Genomic DNA, 20,093 nt, shown 5'->3' with positions numbered 1-20,093 from the left:
CCCGCCGACACCTGATTATAGTCGCGTCATCCGTGGCCGCCATGCCGGCCCGGCCGTGCAGCCGGCGCTCACCCGATGCGCTCGGCGCATGAATCGCCAAACCGGAACCCCAGGAGCTGAAGTGAAGATCTACGATTCAGAAGGTGCCCCGAACGCCGCCCGCATCCGCATCGTGCTGGCTGCGAAAGGCCTCGAGCCGGGCGTCGAATTCATCCCCGTCGACCTGCTGTCCGCCGGGCAGAAGCAGGACGGCTATCTCGCGAAGAACCCGATCGGCAAGATTCCACTGCTCGAGCTCGACGACGGCCTCGTGATCTCGGAATCGACCGCGATCACCGAATACCTCGACAACCTCGACGGCCGCCCGCTGCTCACGGGCACGACGCCGCGCGAGAAAGCGCTGATCCACATGATGCAGCGGCGCGTCGAGCAACTGCTGCTGGAACCGATCGACGACTACTTCCATTACGGCACGCCGGGCCTCGGCCGCGCGCTGGCGCCGTGGCGCATGCCGGACTGGCCCGGTCGCGGCGAATGGGGCAAGCGGCGTGGCGAGGCGGCGCTGCGCGGCCTGCGCTACTGGGACGAGGTGCTGCAGGAACGCGCGTTCCTGGCCGGCGACACGTTCTCGATGGCCGACATCACGCTCTATGCGGCGCTGCTGTTCCTGCCGTTCACGGGCCTGCAGATCGCACCGGAGCTGAGCGCGCTCACGGCGTGGCAGGCGAAGGTGGATGCGCTGCCGGCGGTGCGCTCACGCAGCGGGCAGTCGCCCTCGGCGCATGACATCGAGCGCTTCACGGCCGAGTGGGAAGCGGCGGCGCAGGCGGCCTGACGGTCGATCGGCAGCTGGATGGGTCATCACGCCTGCAAGGCGGCCGCGGTCAAATCGCGGCCGCTTTTTATCGTCGTCGGCGCGGCCTCGTATTTTTTGCGATTGACGCAATCCGTTGACGCAATCCGGATGCGCAAACGTTTGATCTGTGTTTCAAACGCGGCCGCGTGCGAATTCGCGCCAAAAACACCACTCCCGTGATCGGTCGATCACATTTTTTTCAGGCTGCCGCGGCAGCCCGGCTACCGCTACGTGGCGCCGGTATCGCGACCGCCGTCTGGCACGGCGCCGGTCGCATCCGGTTCAGCGCCCCCACCCGGCCCGGTGCTGCCTCGGCCCGGTGTGGCGCGGTCTCCCCGCCCCGTCGGCAATCCCGCTCAGGAGATCAGGAAGCGCTCGCGATCCTGTCCGGCGATCCAGCCCGGCACGCGGCCGCGGCCCGTCCACGTCGCGCCCGTCTCCGGGTCGCGGTAGCGGGGCTTCGGCTTCTGGTCCTCCTTGCGCGGACGGCCGAGCCGCGGCGGGAACAGGTCGCGTTCGGTCAGCCCGTATTCGGCGATCGCGCGACGAATGTCGGCGATCACGGCCTTGAGCTCCGTTTCGCGGGCCTCGCTGGCCTGGCGGGTCAACTCGTTCAGTTGAGCGAGCAGCTCGTGGTAATTCGACATGACAGCTTCCTCGTAGGACACCGAAGTCCCCGCGCGATCGACCGGCAACGATGCGCCGCTTGAGGGCGAAACGCTCGATCCACGCATGGCAACGGTTTATAACGCTCAAACAGGTCTCAACCCACTATTCTGAGATAGTGGCTCGCTTTTTTACATGCTCCCGTTCCCCACCTTCGTCTCGCCGGCAGCGCGGGCGAGGCGCTCCCGGCACGAGGAGCACCACGACGAACGGCTGAACGGCCGGCGTCGCGCTGCGATACGCGACACGGGTTCAACCGGAGTGGCCGCGGCGATTATGCGCCGCGCGCGGTGCGATCGCATCAGGCAGGCGAACTCCCATGCAAGCGAACCGAACTCTTTAGGTATACGGCAGGCGCGGCGCGGCCTGAAGCGCCCGCTCCCATCATTTTTGAAATGACGGGAGAAAGCGTCGCCGGGCGGCCGCGCCGCACCCTCACGTCCCTGCTCCTGACGCGCCCGCCGCGCCTTGCCGTCCCGGCCGGCCAAGACGGCCGGCACGCCCCGGAGGCGCCGCCGTCCTCGCACGTCGCCAAACCGCCCGCCCGCCGCGCCGCGGCTGCGCGACCGTCACGGCCGGCGCACGCGCCCGCCATGCGTTCCGTTCCGCGCCGCTCAGGCGACCCGGAAGCGCCCGACCGTCGCCGTCAGCATCTTCGCCTGCGATTGCAGCGCGGCCGCGGCGGCCGTGGACTGCTCGACCAGCGCCGCGTTCTGCTGGACCATCTCGTCGAGCTGCGTGACGGCGCGATTGACCTCCTGGATGCCGCGCGTCTGCTCGCCCGACGCGTGGCGGATCTCGGAGATGATGGTCGTCACGTTCGCGACATTGCCGACGATCTCGTCCATCGTCGCGCCGGCGGTGCGGACCTGCGCGGCGCCTTCGCCGACGCGCTCGACGGTCGTTTCCACCAGCGTCTTCACTTCGCGCGCGGCCTGCGCGCTGCGCTGCGCGAGGCTGCGCACTTCCTGCGCGACCACTGCGAAGCCGCGTCCCTGCTCGCCGGCGCGCGCTGCTTCCACGGCCGCGTTCAGCGCCAGGATGTTGGTCTGGAACGCGATGCCGTCGATCACGCCGATGATGTCGCCGATCCGGCTCGAGGCGCCCTCGATCTTCTCCATGGTCGCGACCACCTTCGACACCACTTCCCCGCCGTGCGAGGCGATCTGCTGCGCGGCGCCCGCGCGTTCGTCGGCCTGCTGCGCGGCGCTGGCCGACTGGCCGACGGTGGCGGTGATCTGCTCCATCGAGGCGGCGGTCTGCTCCAGGCTCGCGGCGGCCGATTCGGTCCGCGACGACAGGTCGACGTTGCCGGCCGCGATCTCGTCGGCGGCCGCGCGCACCGATTCGGCCGCGTCGCGCACCTCGCGCATCACGTCGTGCAGCTTGCCCACGAACGCATTGAACGAACGCGCGATGTCGGCCACCTCGTCGCGGCCGTCGGCGGGCAGCCGCTGCGTGAGGTCGCCCGAACCCGAGCCGATCGCCGTCATCGCGTCGCGCACCTGCGAGAGCCGCCGGAACGCGGTGCGCGTGATCGCCACCACGATCACCGAGGCCAGCAGCACGATCACCACGAACACGATCGCGAACGTCACCAGCAGCGAGCGCGTGGCGGCGGTCGCCTCCTCCTCGTCGAACGCCACCACGAGCCGCCAGTCGGTGCCGGCGATCGGTTGCGCGCGCAACCACTCGTCACGCCCGCCGATGCGGGCCACGAACGGCCTGCTCGCGTCGTCGAGCGTGGCGAGCGGCACGTTCGCGAGATCGGGCGAGAGGTCGGCCAGCGGCTTGCCCACCAGCGACGCGTCGGGGTGCGCGACCAGGTGGCCGGTGCCGTCCACCAGCATCGCGAAGCTGCCCGGCGTGGGATGGATCGATTTCACGTTCGCGACCACGTCGTCCATCGTCACGTCGCCGCTGACCACCGCCTTCAGCTGGCCGTCGCGCAGCACCGGCACGGCCACCGTCACCACTACCTTGGAGGTTCGCGCGTCCACGTAGGGCGTGGTGACCACGGTGTGCCCGGCCTCGGCCGCCTGCCGGTACCATGGGCGGGCGGTCGGATCGTAGCCGGCGGGCACGCCGTCCGCGTCCGAGAACTTCCAGCTTTTGTCCGGGTAGCCGGCATAGACGTTCAGGAAGCCGCCCGCCGCCACGATCTGCCTGAACGTCGGCACCGGGTCGGCCGACGTCGCCACGTCGGTCAGCGATTCGATCATGCGCCGCTTCGAGGCGACCCAGTCGCGCACGCCGCTGCCGTTGTCGGCGGCGGTCGCCGACAGGTTGACGTTGAGGTTGTCGAGATTCGAGGAACGGGTGACGACGTAGCCGATGATCGTGCTGGCGCAGAGCGCGAACGCCACGATGGCGACGCTGGCGGCGACGATACGGGTACGGAGGGACGAAAGCATGGTGAAAGCTCGGTCGAGCGGGCTTGTGGCCCACGGTTTTTCAGCCCTGGATCAGGGGCTGGAACGGTAAACGGCGTGCGCTCAGAAAACTTGAGGGTTACTGGAAAAAATTGAGGATCGGGCCGGATAAATCCACGCGGATACCGGTATGGGCACGGCCCGTGGCGCCGTCATGACGTTTTCGCGCGGCGGCGGCGTGCGCGGTAAAGTTCTTTCAACGGCGACCGGCGAAACCCGATGCCGGGCTGTTACAATCGCCGTCCAACCTGAATGATCGTGCGAAATGGGTTTCGAACAACTCGCAGAATTGAAGAAGCAACTCGCGAAGCAGCGAGCCGATGCCAAACCGCAGGGCCGGCAGGGCAAGCCGTCTGGCCAGCCCGCCGCGAAACCGTCCGGCGGCAAGCCGCCGGCGAAATCGTCGAAGCCGGCGCATCACCAACAATCCACCGGCAAGCCGGCAGCCGCGCATGGCGGCGGCAAGCCGTCGTCGGGCAAGCCGCAGCAGCATGCGCGCCGCCCGGCCCCGGCCCCGGCCGCCGACGCGAAGCCGGTCAATCCGACCGTGCTGGCGATCGGCAAGCTGCAGCGCCGTTTCCCGGTGGCGTTCCCGAAGAGTCCCGCGCCGAAGGTGCCGCTGAAGATCGGCATCTTCAAGGATCTGGTCGCCCACACGGCCGAACTCGGCCTGGACGAAGCGCAGCTGCGTGACGCCATCAAGGAATGGTGCCGCGGCAGCCGCTACTGGGCCTGCCTCGTCGACGGCGCGGCGCGCGTCGACCTGACGGGCGCCGAAGCCGGCACCGTGACGGCCCAGCAGGCGGCCGGCGCGGTCCGCCTCGACGCGGCACGCCGTTCGCGCGCGTCCGGCAGGGGCAAGGCCGGCGACGCGAAGCGCGGCGACGGCGCGAACGCCAAGGGCGTCCCGGAGTCGAACGCGGCCAGCGAGCAGGACGCGGCCGCCGCCGCGCTGCCCGAAGCGGCCGAGGCCACACCCGAAGCCGAAGCGCCGGCAGCCGAGGTGACGGCGGACGCCGCCGTGGCTCCAGCCGCGCCGGCACCGGACGCGACCGAAGCCGTCGAGACGGCCGCCTCGGGCACCGACGCGGGCCAGGCCGACCACGGCGACCACGCCGGGCACGACGCCGAACCGAAGTAAACCGAAGCGGGCCGGCACGCCTCGCGCGTGCGGCCCGGCCTCGCGCCGGCGGCCTTCGCCGCCGGCCACCCTCTCCCGCCGTCCGCTTCAGCGGAACATCGTCGTCGCCAGTTCCACCACCTCGTTGCCCTTCGCATTCAGCACCGCCTTCAGCATGTAGAGGCTGAAGCCCTTGGCCTGCGCCCATTCGATCTTCGGCGGCAGCGCGATCTCCTGCCGTGCCGTCACGACGTCGACCAGCACCGGCTTGCGTAGCGCGAACGCTTCCTTCAGCGCGCCCTCCAGATCCTCGGCCTGCTCGACGCGGATCGCCTCGATCTCGGCGCCGCGTGCGATCGCCGCGTAATCGGTGTCGGCGAGCCGCGTATCGTCGTCGAGATAGCCGCCCGCCTTCATCTCCATCGACACGAAGCCGAGCGAGCTGTTGTTGAACACCACCAGCGTGAGCGGCAGCTGCTGCTGGCGCGCCGTGAGCAGCTCGCCCATCAGCATCGAGAGCCCGCCGTCGCCGCACAGCGCGACCACCTGGCGGTCCGGCAGCGCGGCCTGCGCGCCCAGCGCCTGCGGCAGCGCGTTGGCCATCGAGCCGTGGTTGAACGAGCCGAGCAGGCGCCGCTTGCCGTTCATCTTCAGGTAGCGCGCGGCCCACAGCGTGGGCGTGCCCACGTCCACGCTGAAGATCGCGTCGTCGTCGGCCAGCTCGCTGACCAGCTTCGTCAGGTATTGCGGATGGATCGGCCGGCCGGCCGGCGACGGCCGCGCGAGGCTGTCGAGCCCCTCGCGCGCCTCGGCGTAATGGCGCCGCGCGGCATCGAGGAAATGGCGGTCGGTCTTGCGCGCGAGGCGGCCGTGCAGCGCCGCGAGCGTCGCCTTCACGTCGCCGACGAGCCCCAGGTCGACGGCCACGCGCTTGCCGATCGCCGAGCCGCGCCGGTCGATCTGGATCACCTTCGCGTCGGTCGGATAGAAGTTGCGGTACGGGAAATCGGTGCCGAGCATCAGCAGCGTGTCGCACGATTTCAGCGCGTGGTAGCCGGAGCTGAAGCCGATCAGCCCGGTCATGCCGACGTCGAACGGGTTGTCCCATTCCACGTGCTCCTTGCCGCGCAGCGCGTGGACGATCGGCGCGCCGAGCGTGTCGGCCAGCGCCACGATCTCGTCATGCGCGCCCGCGCAGCCGCTGCCGCACAGCAGCGCCACCTTGCGCGACGCGTCGAGCAGCTTCGCGAGCGCGTCGAGCTGCGACTCGGGCGGCACCGCCGCGCCGGTCTCGTAGCTGACGTGGCCGGCCACCGCGGCGTCGGGCACCACCTCGAGCGCGACGTCGCCAGGCAGCACGATCACGGCCACGCCGCGCTCCTCCACCGCGGTGCGGATCGCGCGGTCGAGCACGCGCGGGAACTGCTTCGGGTTCGATACGAGCTCGACGTAATGGCTGCATTCGCGGAACAGCTCCTGCGGATGCGTCTCCTGGAAATAGCCGAGTCCGATCTCCGAGGACGGGATGTGCGCGGCGATCGCCACCACCGGCACATGGTTGCGATGGCAGTCGAACAGGCCGTTGATCAGGTGCAGGTTGCCGGGGCCGCAGCTGCCCGCGCAGACCGCCAGCCGCCCCGTGACGGCCGCCTCCGCGCCGGCCGCGAACGCCGCGGTTTCCTCGTGGCGCGTATGTGCCCACTCGATCTTGCCGAGCCGCCGCAGGCTGTCCGAGAGGCCGTTCAGGCTGTCGCCCGTCACCCCCCAGATGCGTTCGACACCGGCTTCCGCCAGCGTGTGGGCCAGATAATCTGCGATGGTTTTGCTTGCCATGGGCGCTCCGTTCGAAGTGAAGGGAGTCCGCGCGCCGCCCTCGTGAGGCAGACGCGCGAACGTCGGGATACGCGACGGCGCGACGCCGCGCGGTCGCGCGTTCGGATGAGGCAGAACGGTCGATTGTGCCCGGTTGTGGCGGAACGTGTATTTAGGCGGGGATGGCGGCGGCGGCGAGATGGGCGCGAAAGCTTGCGCGGAGGCGCGGTGACCGGAGCGGGTAATCGGGCCGTGTGGCGGGTCGGCGGCGCGTGCCAAACCGAGGTTCGTCATCGCATCGGATGCGCGAGGCGCCGGGCAGCGCCTCGCTGGCGTATCAGGTATCCGACAGCCGCGCCCGCACCGTATATTCCCCCTCCATCTCCAGCTCGGGCTTCACCGTATACCGCGCCGCGTCGAAATCCACCGGCAGCGGCTCGACCGGATAGCCATGCTTCTCCCACGCATCGAGCCCGCCCTTCAATGCCCGCACCTGGTGGATGTTCTTGCGCTGCAACTGCTGGATGATCTTCTTGGCCGTCGCCTCGTTCGGGCACACGCAGTACACCACGAGCGGCCGGTTCAGCAGCGCCGGATCGAGCTGGTCCGACGAATCGAGATCGAGCGGGTAGGCGCCGGCAATCCGGTACGCATCCTTCTGGCGAATCGCGCGCGGCCGCGCGTCGAAGATCAGCGGCGGCTCGGTCGACCTCATCATCGCGTCGAGCTGGGCCGGCTCGATGCGCACCTTCGCGAGCCAGCGGCGGAACTGGATGCGCCGCACCCAGCGATAGAGCAGGAACGTGATGAAGATCGCCGCGAACGCGTCGAAGATCGTGCCGCCGCTGCTGCGCACCCACAGCACGATGCGCACGATCTCATGGTCGAGCGCGGCACCGCCGAGCAGCCAGACGCTGGCCCACGTCGTCGCGCCGGCCAAATCCCAGAGCAGGAACACGGGCACCGCGATCGAGGTGGTGCCGAGCAGCGGCGCCGACATCAGCCCGAGTCCGGGCAGGAACTTCGCGACGATCAGGATCGGCGCGCCGTAGCGCTCGAACACGTTGCGCGCGATGCGCAGCGTGGTGTCGAGCGACAGCGAGTAGCGCACCAGCCCGTTCAGCAGCCGGCGCCCGCGCAGGCGCCCGGCGCTGAACCAGAGCGAATCGGCGAGCAGCGTCGCGCTGATCGCGGCCACGAACATGCTCGTGTACGACGCCTGCCCCATCGCCGCCATCGTGCCGCCCAGGATCAGCATCGGCGCAGCGGGCACGGGCAGGCCGAGCTGCGTGACGAGCACGCTCAGAAAGACGGCCCACGGGCCGAGCGACGAAGGGATTGCAACGGGAAAGTGCCACACGGCGCCGCTCCTGAATCACGATCAGCCGGGCTGCGCGGGTCGGAACCGCCCGGCGGCGGCGTGCCGACTGCGGCGCCCGGCCGCACGACCGGGATGGCGCATTTTAGACGGTTTCGGTTACAGAACGTTAGCAAAGGATCGTTGCAGATTTCAGACGGCATGCGTGCGGGCCGTGCATCGCAGGCGGCGTGCCCGGCCCGCCGCGTCGGTCGAGCGGCGAAGCGGCAGCCGGATCGCTTCCGAACACATCCTCGGTTCACGGCCGCCGTTCACGCATCGCTCGTTCATCGACCGCAGGATTTCCGGATGCGACCGGTATTAAGCGATCGCGCCATTCCGTTGCCCCACGATCGAACCCGGCAAGCCGCCCGGAAATCACAGCGCCGCGTTTTCCCGATGCACCGCCCCCGGGCGCGCGATGCGTCAATATAATCTGACAACCGCACCAACTGCGCTCGATTGTCTCTTCCCATTAGCCAAAGGCAGGGAAACCGATCACAATTTCATCTCGATAAGAAAGAACGTAGATCACCGCAACGGACCGTTCGATGGACGCGTGCGCGATTCGCGCACACGGATACGCTCCGGCACGCGACGCCAACGACAACTCGCCATGATTGCTAGCGGCTCTTCCCGCTTTCCTTCCGGCCAGCCGCGCGCGCCCCGCTCGCGGCTGGCGGCTGCGCTGGCCCGCCCGGCCGCCGCCGGCTTCGCCGCGTTCGCCGTGGGCGCGGTGCTGTCCGTCGGTGTCGCGTGGTTCGTCGGCCAGGCGTGGCAGGACTCGATGACGGCGCGCTTCGAGCGCCGCGCAAGCCTCGTCACCACCAACCTGCGGCGCGAGCTGCAGGCGAGCGGCGCCGTGCTGAGCAGCGCGCGCGGCGTGCTGCAGCTGGCGCCGGGCCTCGCCCCTGCCGCGTGGCGCGACTACGTCGCGACGCTCGATCCGGACGGCGCCCGAGCGCCGCTCGCCGCGCTCGGCTATGCCGCGGCCGGCGCCGCGAGCCTTGATGCTGGCCCAAGCGCCGGCCCCGGTACCGGCTCGGCGAGCACGGCGATCGTGCCGGACGTGACGCGCGCCGGCCGCGTGAGCCTCGAACAGGCGCGGGCCCCGCTCGCGGCAAGCGATGCGCAAGCCGTTCTCTCCGCTCCAACGGCAGCGGCCTCGTCTGCCTCCGTCGCCTCATCCACCGCCTTTCCCCCGCCCGCCTCGATCACGCTGTTCGCGCCGATCACGCGCGGCGCGCAGCCCACGCCGCCGGCCGCCGATGCCGGCGCCCTGCAGCGCGCGCGAGAGAGCGGCCAGCTCGCGCTCGCCGCGCGCCCCGCGCAAGGCGGCCGGCCCGCCGCGCTCACGCTCTATCTGCCCGTGGACGCCGCGCCTGCCCCCGACGACGCCACGCCCGCGCCGGCTCCCGGCACCACCACCGCCGCGCGCCGCGCGCCGGCCGGCTACCTGTTCGCGCCGCTCGACGTCACGCGCCTGTTCGAACTGGCCAGCGCCGACGATCGCAACCTCGGCCTGCAGGCCTTCGCCGCGCCCGGCACCGCGCCGCTCTACGCCACCGATACGCCGCCCGCCGACGATTCGCCGCTCGCGCGCGCGAACTTCCGGCGCACCGACACGCTCGCGTTCGGCGGCGTCACGCTGACGCTCGCCTACACGGCGGTGGACGCCACCGCCGGCGCCCGCACGCTCGCCTCGATCGTGCTCGCGGCGGGGCTGGTCGCCTCGCTGTCGCTGGCCGCCGCGCTGGCCGGCTGGTCGCGCGCCCGCGCGGCGGCCCGCACGGTGCCGAGCGGCAGCCGGCTCAACGAGGCGCGCATGATGGGCATCATCCGCTCGTCGATGGAGGCGATCATCACGGTCGACGAGGAGCAGAAGATCGTCATCTTCAATCCGATGGCGGAAAAGGTGTTCGGCGTCTCGGCGATGGACGCGATCGGCGCGCCGCTCACGCGCTTCATCCCGCCGCGCTTTCGCCACGCGCATTCGAGCCACATCGCACGCTTCGGCGTGACCGGCCAGTCCGAGCGGCACCTGGGCAGCCAGCGGCTGCTGTACGGGCTGCGCGCGAACGGCGACGAATTCCCGATCGAGGCCTCGATCTCGCAGATCCACGACGGCGACGGCAAGCTCTACACGGTGATGATGCGCGACGTGACCGAACGCGTGCAGGCCGAGAACGCGCTGAAGGCTTCGCGCGAGGAGCTGCGCGAACTGTCCGCGAACCTGCAGCGCGTGCGCGAGGAGGAAAAGACCCGCATCGCGCGCGAGCTGCACGACGACCTCGGCCAGCAGCTGACGGCGCTGAAGATGGACCTCTCGGCCGTCGAGCACCGGCTGCTGCGCGACGGCACCGGCGACGCCCACGCGAGCGTGGTGGAGCCGCTGCGCGAGATGCGCCGCCTGATCGACGCGACGGTGGCCTCGGTGCGCCGCATCGCGGCGGACCTGCGGCCCGTGATGCTCGACGATCTCGGCCTCGTGCCGGCCATCGAATGGCTCGCGAACGACTTCACGAACCGCTACGGGATCGACGTCGAGCGCCGCATCGAACCGGGCGACGTGCGGTTCCCGAACGCCACCGCCACCGCGCTGTTCCGCATCGTGCAGGAAGCGCTGACCAACGTCGCGCGCCACGCGGAAGCCTCGCGCGTCGAGCTCACGCTCGGCATCGAGGATCGCCAGTGCCTGCTGCGCATTGTCGACGACGGCGTGGGCGCCGATCACGCCGACGGCCGCCGCGCGCCCGACGACAAGTCGTTCGGCCTGCTCGGCATCCGCGAGCGCGCGCACATGCTGGGCGGCACCGTGCGCATCGAGACGGCGCGCGACCGCGGCTACGCGCTCACGATCACCATCCCCCTGCCTTCGACACAGGACCCGAACCTGCCATGATCCATGTGCTGATTGCCGACGATCACGCGCTCGTGCGCGACGGGCTGCGCCACATCCTGCGCGACGCCACCGGCTTCGAAGTGGCCGGCGAAGCCTACGACAGCGCCTCCACGATCGCCCTGATCCGCGCCACGCCGGCCCAGGTGCTGGTGCTCGACCTGTCGATGCCGGGCCGCAACGGCGTGGAGCTGATCCGCCAGATCAAGGACGAGAAGCCGACGCTGCGGATCCTCGTGCTGACCATGCACGCCGAACAGCAATATGCGCTGCGCGCGTTCCGCGCCGGCGCATCCGGTTATCTCACGAAGGAAAGCGCGAGCGCCGAACTGGTGGGCGCGGTCGCGAAGGTCGCCTCGGGCGGCGTGTACGTGAGCCTGTCGATGGCCGAGCGATTCGCGCAGAGCCTCAACGAGCCGGCCGACACGCTGCCGCACCAGCGGCTGTCGGACCGCGAGTTCGACGTGTTCCGCCGCATCGCGGCGGGCCAGACGCTGACCGAGATCGCCAACGCGCTATGCGTGAGCGCGAAGACGGTCAGCACCTACAAGACGCGGATTCTGGAAAAGATGCAGATGCCGCATGAAGCGGCGCTGGTGCGCTACGCGCTGCGGCACCGGCTGGTCGACGACCCGGACGATTGACGCGCCCGCGGCACGAAGCCGGGACAGGAAACGAGGAACGGAGAGCAAGCGAAAACATGCGGGGCTACCGTGCGCAGCGCACTCGTGAAACCCGAAGACGGCCGGCGCGGCGGCCGAACGCCACCGGCCGGCGCGGCGCGACTCAGCCGCAGAAGCGGAAATAGCCGCTGTTCAGCTTCACGGGCTTGCCGCCCGCCGCCTCGATCATGCGCCGCGCGGCTTCCTCGATTTCGTCGCGATGCGCGCTGAACGCGTGGCGCAGGTCGCCCTCGCCGGCCGACGCCGCGCCGAAATGGCTTTCGAGCGCCTCGGCACTGATTTCGCAACGCAGGCGCGTGGTGTCGATCAGCACCGGAAACGCGATGGCGGGATCGGCCGGCGTGTACTGCGGGAGTTCCTGCGGAAACGAGATGTGCATGGCAGCCTCCTGATCTGGCGATGCGGCACGCATCGACACTCCAGAATAGTCGGCGGATCGCGCCGCCGCTTGCGCACGATCAAGGCGCCACGTCGTACCGTGAACCACGCACCGCTGCTTACACCGGCGCCTCATCGCACCGCTCGCAAGCGCCGTACCGCCTCGGCCGCCCACCGGAGCGGCGCGCCGCTCAGGGCAGCACCGCCGCGCCGCGCGATTCGAGCAGCCGCCGCAGCACGCTGCGATGGCAGTGCGCCTCGTTCTCGCAATAGCAGCCGACCGAGAAGTCGCTCGTGTGCGACAGCGCGGCGAGCAGGTCGAGCACCTTGCCGGCATCGCCCCTGGCCATCTCGGCGCGGAAGCTGCGCTCGCAGGCGTGCCACTGCGCGTCGGTGGTGACGGCATGGATCGCCTTGACGAGCGTGTCGCTCGGCGCGAGCACCGGCAGCCAGACGTCGTAGTAGTCGCGCGTCGCGAATTCGGCCTTCGGCACGCCGCGCGGCGGGCGCCGCACCGTGCCGATGCGCACGCCCTCGTCAGGCGCGCGCGGCGCGCCGAGCCGAACCACACGAATGCTCATCCGGACCTCCAGGCAGCGTGCCGGCCGCACGGCGGCGGCATCGGCACGAGAGACGTCATGAAGAAATCGCCGCGAAAAAAGCAGGCATGAAAAAGGGCCGCCGTGCGCCATTCGCCTGAAGCGAACGACCACGGCGACCCCGCCGACGATACGACAATCCTCCCGGCCCGGCGAGCGCCGGCTGCGCGACGAAACCGCACCGCGGCCCGTCACCGGCGCCGTCTCATGCGCAATCTACAAGCCGCTTACACGCCGCTCGCGATCACCTCGCCGATCGCATCGGCCACGATCGAGACGTTCGACTCGTTGAGCCCGGCCACGCACATGCGGCCCGAGCGCAGGATGTAGACGCCGTACTTCTCGCGCAGCACGTCCACCTGCGTGCCGGTCAGGCCGCTGTAGGTGAACATGCCGCGCTGCTTGACGTAGCGCGACAGCGCCTCGGCCGGCACGTGCTCGCGCAGGCCGTCGTGGATCGCGGTGCGCATCCGGGCGATGCGGCGGCACATCGAGGCCAGCTCCTCCTCCCACTGCGCGCGCAGCTCCGGCGAGCCCAGCACCGCCGTGACGATCTTCGCGCCCTGCGTCGGCGGGTTGCTGTAGATCGCGCGGACGTTGCTGGCCAATTGGCCCAGCACGCGCCCGGCGATGGCCGCGTCGTCGCAGATCACCGACAGGCTGCCGCAGCGCTCGCCGTAGATCGAGAAGTTCTTCGAGAACGAGGTGGCGACGAGCGCCGGCATCCCGCGCCGCGCCAGCTCGCGCACCGCGAACGCGTCGGCGTCGAGGCCCGCGCCGAAGCCCTGGTAGGCCATGTCGATGAACGGCAGCAGCTCGCGCGCCTGCAGCACGTCGATCACCTTGAGCCATTGCGCGTCGTCGAGATCCACGCCGGTGGGGTTGTGGCAGCAGGCATGCAGCAGCACCGCGCTGCGCGCCGGCAGCGCGTCGAGCGCCGCGAGCATCGCCTCGAAGCGCAGGCCGCCCGTGGCTTCGTCGTAGTACGGGTAGGTTTCGACCGTCAGGCCCGAGCGCTCGAACACGAAGCGGTGGTTTTCCCAGCTCGGGTCGCTGACCCAGATCGGCGTGTCGGGGAAATAGCGCTTGATGAAATCGGCGCCGACCTTCAGCGCGCCCGAGCCGCCCACCGTCTGCACCGTGGCGATGCGGCCCGCATCGCGCACCGCGCAATCCTTGCCGAACACGAGCGTCTGCACCGCGTCGCGATAGCCGGCGATGCCTGCCATCGGCAGGTACGGCTTCGGGCCGACCGAGGCCGCGAGCTGCCGCTCCGCCTCGCGCACGGCGCCCATCACGGGAATCCTGCCGGCTTCATCGAAATAGATGCCGATGCTCAGGTTGACTTTCCGCTCGCGCGGATCGTGCTGGAAGTTCTCGTTCAGCGAGAGAATCGGGTCGCCCGGGAAGGCATCGATGTGTTCGAACATGGTGAGTCCTGGTCAATCGGAGGAAGCGGGAAAGCTGAACTATTGCATGGAAATGCCGGACGCCGCATCGTTCGCGCGCCGCCCCCGCAGACGATACCCGATTCCGAGCACGACCAGCCACACCGGGATCAGGTAAACCGACAGTCGCAGGTCCGGGTCCAGGTACATCACGACCAGGATCGCCGCCAGGAACGCGAGGCAGAGCCAGTTCGTGAGCGGATAGCCGAGGCTGCGGAACAGCGTGGTCTGGCCGGCCGCGCGCTTGGCCTGGCGGAAGCGCAGGTGGATGTAGCTGATCATCGCCCAGTTGATGATCAGCGCCGACACCACCAGCCCCATCAGGAAGCCGAACGCCTTGCCCGGCATCAGGTAGTTGATCAGCACGCAGATCCCGGTGGCCACCGCCGACACGCCCAGCGCCGCGAGCGGGATGCCGCGCCGGCTCACCGACAGCAGCGCGCGCGGCGCGTTGCCTTGTTGGGCGAGGCCGAACAGCATGCGGCTGTTGCAGTACACGCCGCTGTTGTAGACCGACAGCGCGGCCGTCAGCACCACCACGTTCAGCACGTTCGCCACCAGGTCGCTGCCGAGCGCGTGGAAGATCAGCACGAACGGGCTGCCGCCCGTGACCACCTTCTGCCACGGGAACAGCGAGAGCAGCACGCCGAGCGCGCCGATGTAGAAAATCAGGATCCGGTAGATCACCTGGTTGGTCGCGCGCGGGATGCTGCGGGTGGGATCGTCGGCCTCGGCGGCCGTGATGCCCACCAGCTCGAGCCCGCCGAACGAGAACATGATGACCGCCATCGAGGTGACGAGGCCGCCCACGCCGTTCGGGAAGAAGCCGCCGTTGCGCCAGAGGTTGGTCACGCTCGCCTGCGGTCCCGCGCCACCCGACAGCAGCAGCCAGGCGCCGAAGCCGATCATGCCGACCACCGCGGCGACCTTGACGATCGCGAACCAGAACTCGGTCTCGCCGTAGGACTTCACGCTGACCACGTTGAGCAGGTTGATCAGCGCGAAGAACACCAGCGCCGACACCCAGGTCGGCACGCCCGGCCACCAGTACTGCACGTAGATGCCGACCGCCGACAGCTCGGCCATGCTGACCAGGATGTAGAGCACCCAGTAGTTCCAGCCGGACAGGAAGCCCGTGAAGTGGCCGCAGTATTTGGCGGCGAAGTAGCTGAACGAGCCGGCGACGGGCTCGTCCACCACCATCTCGCCCAGCTGCCGCATGATGAAGAACGCGATGATGCCGGCCACGGCGTAGCCGAGCAGCACGGCCGGCCCGGCCGTTTGGATGGTCTGCGCGATACCGAGGAAAAGGCCCGTGCCGATCGCGCCGCCCAGGGCGATCAGCTGGATGTGGCGGTTCTTGAGCCCGCGCTTCAGGCCACCGTTGTCGTTGTCAGTTGGTTCTACCATGTTGTCTCCGTAGCATGCGCGTCTCCGCTCCGTGGATGGATGGATCGGCCGCACCTCTCTCGCCCCCATCGACGACGCCGGTTCGCGGGCGCTCCCCGGCCCTCGGGGTGGCGCGCCGCCGGCGCGTCGGCAATCCGCAATTGTAATGGTTTGCGGCTCGGCGACTTTGCCGTTCGCGCCGACCCGCGCAGGGAACACATAAAAATCTGGCAGGCGCTGTGGCGTGGGCGCGACGAAACCGGCGCGTTCGCGGCATGTCACGCACGCATGCAACGTGATCGTGCGGGAGGCCGCGCTCGCGGCGCCGCGGATTGCACATCGGCGGCGCGCGTCAGCGGCCGGCGTCGCCGCGAAAACCGCCGCGCGGGCCCACCTTGCGACTCGAATCGTGAATCGTCACGCGCCGCGGCTTTCGTCAGACCACGGCTTTCGTCCGACTTGTCGCCAGCCTTCATTTTGTTATCGACGCGCGGCACGCCATCGTGCCGCCGATCGTCCGCCGCGCGGCGGCACCCGCCTAGACCGGCCTTTCATCATCACGAGAATGATTTCGACAGCATCGAAAAATGGAATCGAAACCATTTCTTCGCATGATTTTCATCTGGCCGTCGAGTTTCCGTCATGGTGAAGAAATCCGCTCCATCGGCCCTGCGCGCCGGCCCGGCACGCCGCGCCTTTCCATGCCTTCATGATTCTTTCTTTATCAAATTTCGCGTAATGCTTCAGATACACATGCGTAACTATTGCGAAAGTAACTCTTCCCGCCAGCTTCATACCGACCTGTTCCAATGCTCGCACTTCGAAGCTCGGGGGGGTATCCCGCTTCGAAGACCCCGCCCGCTACCAAAAATGGTCCGCGCCGTCCCGCACGGGGAATGAAACAACCGACGGCCTTCCAATGGAGTCTCACACAATGCTGCTTCGTCGAACCTTGATTGCCACTGCATGCGCCGCGTCCGCGATCGCGCTGTACGCCTGTGGCGGCAATGATGATAGTTCCCCGTCCACCTCGACCTCGACCACGCCGCCGACGACCACGACGGTCTCGGCTCAGGACGCCCTGCAGACCAAGACGCCGATCAAGCATCTGGTCGTGATCTACGGCGAGAACGTCTCGTTCGACCACTACTTCGGCACCTACCCGAACGCTACCAACCTGCCGGGCGAACCGGCCTTCACGCCGGCCGCGAACACGCAGACCGACATCGACAACCTCGGCGTCGCCACCAGCACGCTGCGCACCGCCAACGGCAACCAGACGAACCCGGCCAACGGCGCGAACGCCTCGGGCCCGTTCCGCCTGGACCGCACGCAGGCCGCCTCAGCCGACCAGAACCACTCGTATACGCCGGAACAGCAGGCCTACGACAACGGCGCGGCCGACCTGTTCCCGCTCTACACCGGTACGGCGACGCCGGGCGGCGTGGGCGGCTTCGGCACGAAGGGCCAGGTGATGGGCTACTACGACGGCAACACCGTCACGGCCCTGTGGAACTACGCCTCGCACTACGCAATGAGCGACAACGCGTTCTCGGACACCTATGGTCCGTCGACGCCGGGCGCGCTTGAAGTCGTGTCGGGCAACACCAACGGCATGCAGATCGTGAAGACGTCGAAGTCGCCGTCGACGCTCGCCGCCAGCTCGTACTACATCAACGACGGCCAGAGCGGCTACACGATGATCAACGACGTGGACCCGGGCTATGACACCTGCTCGAGCACGACCGATCAGGCGATGATGCAGGGCAAGAACATCGGCGACCTGCTGAACGCGCAGAAGATCACGTGGGGCGGCTTCATGGGCGGCTTCAACCTGTCGACCAAGAACGCCGACGGCTCGACGGGCTGCACGCGCAAGACGACGGCCGTGGCCGTCGGCGCCGCGACGAACGACTACGTTCCGCACCACAACTGGTTCCAGTACTTCGCTTCGACGGCGAACCCGAACCACACGCGCCCGAGCTCGGTCGCCGCAATCGGCTCGAGCCTGGAAACGGATGGCAAGACGGCCGAGCCGGCGAACCACCAGTACGATTCGGACGACTTCTTCGCGGCCGTCCAGGCCGGCAACTTCCCGTCGGTCTCGTTCCTGAAGGCACCGGCCGCGCAGGATGCGCACGCCGGCTACTCGGACCCGCTCGACGAGCAGCTGTTCGTCACGAAGGTCGTGAACTTCCTGATGCAGCAGCCGGACTGGAAGAACACGGCCGTGGTCGTCACGTATGACGATTCGGACGGCTGGTACGACCACAAGTACGCCACGCCGACGCACGCTTCGTTCGACGCGGTCGACCAGTTGAACGGCAACGGCATCTGCGGCACGGGCTCGACCACGGCACCGCTCGGCGTCACGGGCAAGGCCGTCAACGGCCGCTGCGGTCCGGGCACGCGTATCCCGTTCGTGCTGATCTCGCCGTGGGCCAAGACGAACTACGTCAGCCACGTGCAGATCACGCAAGCATCGGTGGCGCGCTTCATCGAAGACAACTGGCTCGGCGGCGCGCGCCTTGGCGGTGGTTCGTTCGACGCGACGACCGGCGACATGAGCGACATGCTGAACCTGACGGGTACGGCCAACACGACGGCGCTGTTCCTCGATCCGTCGGCGGGTACGCAGTTGAGCGCAGCACCGGCTAACTGATCCGGCACGATGTAACGAAACCGGCCGGCGCGCACGCGCCGGCCTTTTGCCTGTGCGGCCGCCTTCGCGGGCGGCCCTCCCGAATCGACCACACCAGCATGAACGAGCTTTCCGCCACGCCTGTCGTCCCTCCCTCTTCCCCGGCGCCCCGCCGCCCTCTGTTGCGCACGATCGTGCTGACGATCGTCGGCGCCGCCGCGCTGGCCGCGGTGGGCTATGCCGGCTACGCGGTCGCGTTCCCGGCCGACGTGCCCGACGCCGTGGGCGAGATCGTCGAGAACCTGACGGGCGCGAATCCGCACCCGGTCGTGCTGAAACGTCCGGTCGATCACCCGCTTTCCACCGTCGCGCTGCTCGGCAAGTCGCTGTTCTTCGACCCGATGCTGTCGGCCTCGGGCAAGATGTCGTGCGCGTCGTGCCACAGCCCGGCGCACGCCTTCGGGCCGCCGAACGACCTAGACGTGCAGCTCGGCGGCAAGAACCTGGACCAGCAGGGCTACCGCCCGCCGCCCTCGCTGATGTACCTGAACCGCCAGCCGAACTTTAGCATCGGCCCGGACGCGGGCGAGAACGACGCCGCGCCCACCGTGCAGCAGCTCGCCGCGCAGAACGCGGGCGTGGTGAAGGCGCAGAAGACGGCCGGCGGCCCGGCCGCGGTGCAGATGGTGCCGCAGGGCGGCCTGTTCTGGGACGGCCGCGCCGACACGCTGCAGCAGCAGGCATTCGGGCCGCTGCTGAACTCGGTCGAGATGGCGAACCCGAAAATCGAGGGCGTGGTCACGCGCGTGGCCGGCAGCAAGTACGCGACGACGCTCAAGCAGATGTTCGGCGAGAACGTCTTCAACGATCCGCGGCTGGCCGCCTCCGAGATCGTGTTCGCGATCGCGCGCTACCAGTTCGAGGACCCGTCGTTCCATCCGTACAACAGCAAGTACGACCGCTGGCTGGAAGGCAAGGCGCGCCTGAGCCATGCCGAGTTGAACGGGCTGCGGCTGTTCAACGACCCGAACAAGGCGAACTGCGCGGGCTGCCACCTCTCGCAGCCGAGCCCGGAAGGCCTGCCGCCGATGTTCACCGACTACCAGTACGAGGCGCTCGGCGTGCCGCGCAACCACGCGCTCGCGCAGAACAAGGACCCGGCGTTCTACGATATCGGCGTGTGCGGCCCGTTCCGCACCGACCTGAAGGACCAGTCGCAGTACTGCTCGATGTTCCTCACGCCGACGCTGCGCAACGCCGCCACGCGCCAGGTGTTCTTCCACAACGGGGTCTACCACGACCTGCAGCACGTGATGGACTTCTACAACGCGCGCAACACGGACCCGGGCAAGTTCTACCCGCGCGGCCCGGACGGCAAGATCGAGAAATACGACGACGTGCCGGCCAAGTACCAGGCCAACGTCGACGTGACCGATGCCCCGTTCGACCGCAAGTTCGGCGATACGCCCGCCATGACGCAGGCGGACATCCAGGACATCATCGCGTTCCTGCACACGCTCGACGACGATCCGAAGCCGCAGTAACCGCGCCGGCGACCCGCCCCGGGGCCGGCCGCATCCGCATCCGCATCCGCGACGCCCCTGGTCATCCAGGGGCGTTTTTTTCTCCGCCTATACTTTCAATTAGCTTTCGCAAAAAGACACACATTTTCACAATTTCCGTTTTCTACCTGATTCACCAGAGAAAGCATATGAAAAAGAATCGGAGAATGCGCGCGCAAACGTATTCGTGCAATTACTGAATTCCCCCGAATAAAATCCTGTTGCCGCTCATCTGACATTTGGTTAGGATC

15 protein-coding genes are annotated in these 20,093 nt (G+C 68.7%); 7 read left to right on the top strand and 8 right to left on the bottom strand.

The window, feature by feature from the left end; translation table 11 throughout:
- The first annotated feature begins 121 nt into the window (after nucleotides 1-121).
- A complete protein-coding gene (locus BpN12_RS06210) occupies nucleotides 122-835 on the top strand; it encodes a glutathione S-transferase family protein (protein ID WP_246794406.1) in 714 nt (237 codons plus the stop codon).
- Between the two features lie 377 nt (nucleotides 836-1,212).
- On the opposite strand, the gene BpN12_RS06205 is transcribed toward BpN12_RS06210, so the two are convergent.
- A complete protein-coding gene (locus tag BpN12_RS06205) occupies nucleotides 1,213-1,503 on the bottom strand; it encodes an H-NS histone family protein (protein WP_042627825.1) in 291 nt (96 codons plus the stop codon).
- Between the two features lie 633 nt (nucleotides 1,504-2,136).
- Nucleotides 2,137-3,936 (bottom strand): methyl-accepting chemotaxis protein, encoded by a 1,800-nt coding sequence (locus BpN12_RS06200; RefSeq protein WP_246794405.1) that lies wholly within the window; start codon nucleotides 3,934-3,936, stop codon nucleotides 2,137-2,139.
- Between the two features lie 283 nt (nucleotides 3,937-4,219).
- Here BpN12_RS06200 and BpN12_RS06195 point away from each other — a divergent pair, with 283 nt between their 5' ends.
- Nucleotides 4,220-5,095: a ProQ/FinO family protein gene (locus BpN12_RS06195; RefSeq protein ID WP_246794404.1), complete on the top strand. Its 876-nt coding sequence runs from the start codon at nucleotides 4,220-4,222 to the stop codon at nucleotides 5,093-5,095.
- An 87-nt stretch (nucleotides 5,096-5,182) separates the two neighbouring features.
- On the opposite strand, the gene poxB is transcribed toward BpN12_RS06195, so the two are convergent.
- Both poxB and BpN12_RS06185 read right to left on the bottom strand, forming a co-directional pair.
- Nucleotides 5,183-6,907 (bottom strand): ubiquinone-dependent pyruvate dehydrogenase, encoded by a 1,725-nt coding sequence (gene poxB / locus BpN12_RS06190; protein WP_246794403.1) that lies wholly within the window; start codon nucleotides 6,905-6,907, stop codon nucleotides 5,183-5,185.
- A gap of 316 nt (nucleotides 6,908-7,223) precedes the next feature.
- Nucleotides 7,224-8,246, bottom strand: a complete 1,023-nt coding sequence (locus BpN12_RS06185; protein ID WP_246794402.1) for a VTT domain-containing protein — start codon at nucleotides 8,244-8,246, stop codon at nucleotides 7,224-7,226.
- Nucleotides 8,247-8,859: 613 nt separating this feature from the next.
- Here BpN12_RS06185 and BpN12_RS06180 point away from each other — a divergent pair.
- Together BpN12_RS06180 and BpN12_RS06175 are read left to right on the top strand one after the other, a co-directional pair.
- Nucleotides 8,860-11,145 (top strand): PAS domain S-box protein, encoded by a 2,286-nt coding sequence (locus tag BpN12_RS06180; RefSeq protein ID WP_246794401.1) that lies wholly within the window; start codon nucleotides 8,860-8,862, stop codon nucleotides 11,143-11,145.
- Complete coding sequence (locus BpN12_RS06175) at nucleotides 11,142-11,786, top strand: response regulator (protein ID WP_246794400.1); 645 nt, start codon at nucleotides 11,142-11,144, stop codon at nucleotides 11,784-11,786. The genes BpN12_RS06180 and BpN12_RS06175 overlap by 4 nt, the downstream gene beginning before the upstream one ends.
- 142 nt (nucleotides 11,787-11,928) lie before the next feature.
- On the opposite strand, the gene BpN12_RS06170 is transcribed toward BpN12_RS06175, so the two are convergent.
- The 4 genes from BpN12_RS06170 to BpN12_RS06155 form a co-directional block, all read right to left on the bottom strand.
- Nucleotides 11,929-12,204: a DUF1488 family protein gene (locus BpN12_RS06170; protein WP_246794399.1), complete on the bottom strand. Its 276-nt coding sequence runs from the start codon at nucleotides 12,202-12,204 to the stop codon at nucleotides 11,929-11,931.
- A 190-nt stretch (nucleotides 12,205-12,394) separates the two neighbouring features.
- Nucleotides 12,395-12,784 (bottom strand): DUF488 domain-containing protein, encoded by a 390-nt coding sequence (locus BpN12_RS06165; protein ID WP_246794398.1) that lies wholly within the window; start codon nucleotides 12,782-12,784, stop codon nucleotides 12,395-12,397.
- A gap of 245 nt (nucleotides 12,785-13,029) precedes the next feature.
- A complete protein-coding gene (locus BpN12_RS06160) occupies nucleotides 13,030-14,232 on the bottom strand; it encodes an amino acid aminotransferase (protein ID WP_246794397.1) in 1,203 nt (400 codons plus the stop codon).
- A gap of 39 nt (nucleotides 14,233-14,271) precedes the next feature.
- On the bottom strand, nucleotides 14,272-15,660 hold the full coding sequence (locus BpN12_RS06155; protein ID WP_246794396.1) for an amino acid permease: 1,389 nt from the start codon (nucleotides 15,658-15,660) through the stop codon (nucleotides 14,272-14,274).
- 223 nt (nucleotides 15,661-15,883) lie between these two features.
- Between BpN12_RS06155 and BpN12_RS06150 the strand changes: the two genes are divergently transcribed.
- From BpN12_RS06150 to BpN12_RS06140, 3 genes are all read left to right on the top strand, one after another.
- On the top strand, nucleotides 15,884-16,288 hold the full coding sequence (locus BpN12_RS06150; protein ID WP_246794395.1) for a hypothetical protein: 405 nt from the start codon (nucleotides 15,884-15,886) through the stop codon (nucleotides 16,286-16,288).
- Nucleotides 16,289-16,573: 285 nt separating this feature from the next.
- The gene (locus BpN12_RS06145) at nucleotides 16,574-18,301 is read left to right on the top strand and encodes a phospholipase C (protein WP_425306293.1); all 1,728 of its coding nucleotides are present in this window, start codon (nucleotides 16,574-16,576) and stop codon (nucleotides 18,299-18,301) included.
- 98 nt (nucleotides 18,302-18,399) lie between these two features.
- On the top strand, nucleotides 18,400-19,824 hold the full coding sequence (locus BpN12_RS06140; protein WP_246794394.1) for a cytochrome-c peroxidase: 1,425 nt from the start codon (nucleotides 18,400-18,402) through the stop codon (nucleotides 19,822-19,824).
- The last annotated feature ends 269 nt before the right edge of the window (nucleotides 19,825-20,093 follow it).

This window comes from Burkholderia perseverans, from assembly GCF_022870505.1.
GTDB lineage: Bacteria > Pseudomonadota > Gammaproteobacteria > Burkholderiales > Burkholderiaceae > Burkholderia > Burkholderia plantarii.
The sequence above is the reverse complement of the archived record's forward strand: the minus strand, read 5'-3'. Positions and strand labels throughout refer to the sequence as shown.